The sequence below is a fragment of the Gracilibacillus saliphilus genome (genome assembly GCF_010994085.1).
Taxonomy (GTDB): Bacteria; Bacillota; Bacilli; order Bacillales; family Amphibacillaceae; genus Gracilibacillus; species Gracilibacillus lacisalsi.
In genome coordinates this window covers 1-445 of record NZ_WJEB01000088.1, presented here as the reverse complement: position 1 = coordinate 445, position 445 = coordinate 1, and the positions used below count along the sequence as shown (strand labels likewise).

The window sequence follows — 445 nt, the reverse complement described above, 5'->3', positions numbered from 1 at the left end:
TTAATTTTTACATTCACAGAAACGTGCTTACCTTCTTCAATTGCTTTAGCCCATTTATTTTCTAACTTTTTATATTTACTTAAGTTAACACTACTAGATTGTGAAACTAGATTATCTAATTCTGGAGAAGCACCAAATCGATCTCCTGCTAGATGGCCAGCATGATCTCCCGATTCCTTACCAGGGGTATCAGTTTTGTGAGGTAATCTATTATCACGCTTTGTTAACTTTAAGTCGTCCGCATTGAATTCAGTTAACCTTCCTAATTCATCTGTTTTATAATCGTAATTATATTCACCTGTTTGATATTTGACGTTAGGTTTTAACGTTCCATCTTCGTTCATATGAACTCTATTTCTTTTGTTATCATCAAAACCTTTACTATTAGAATGATTAACAGTATCCCTTCTACCGATTCCTCCACCACTTCTTTTCGCAAACATCA

General features: G+C 33.9%; 1 protein-coding gene. It reads right to left on the bottom strand.

Features of this window, described 5'->3' with window-relative positions; translation table 11 throughout:
• Positions 1–445 (bottom strand): DNA/RNA non-specific endonuclease (locus GHT08_RS21970; RefSeq protein WP_238343657.1); only part of this gene is annotated, 445 nt, incomplete at both ends.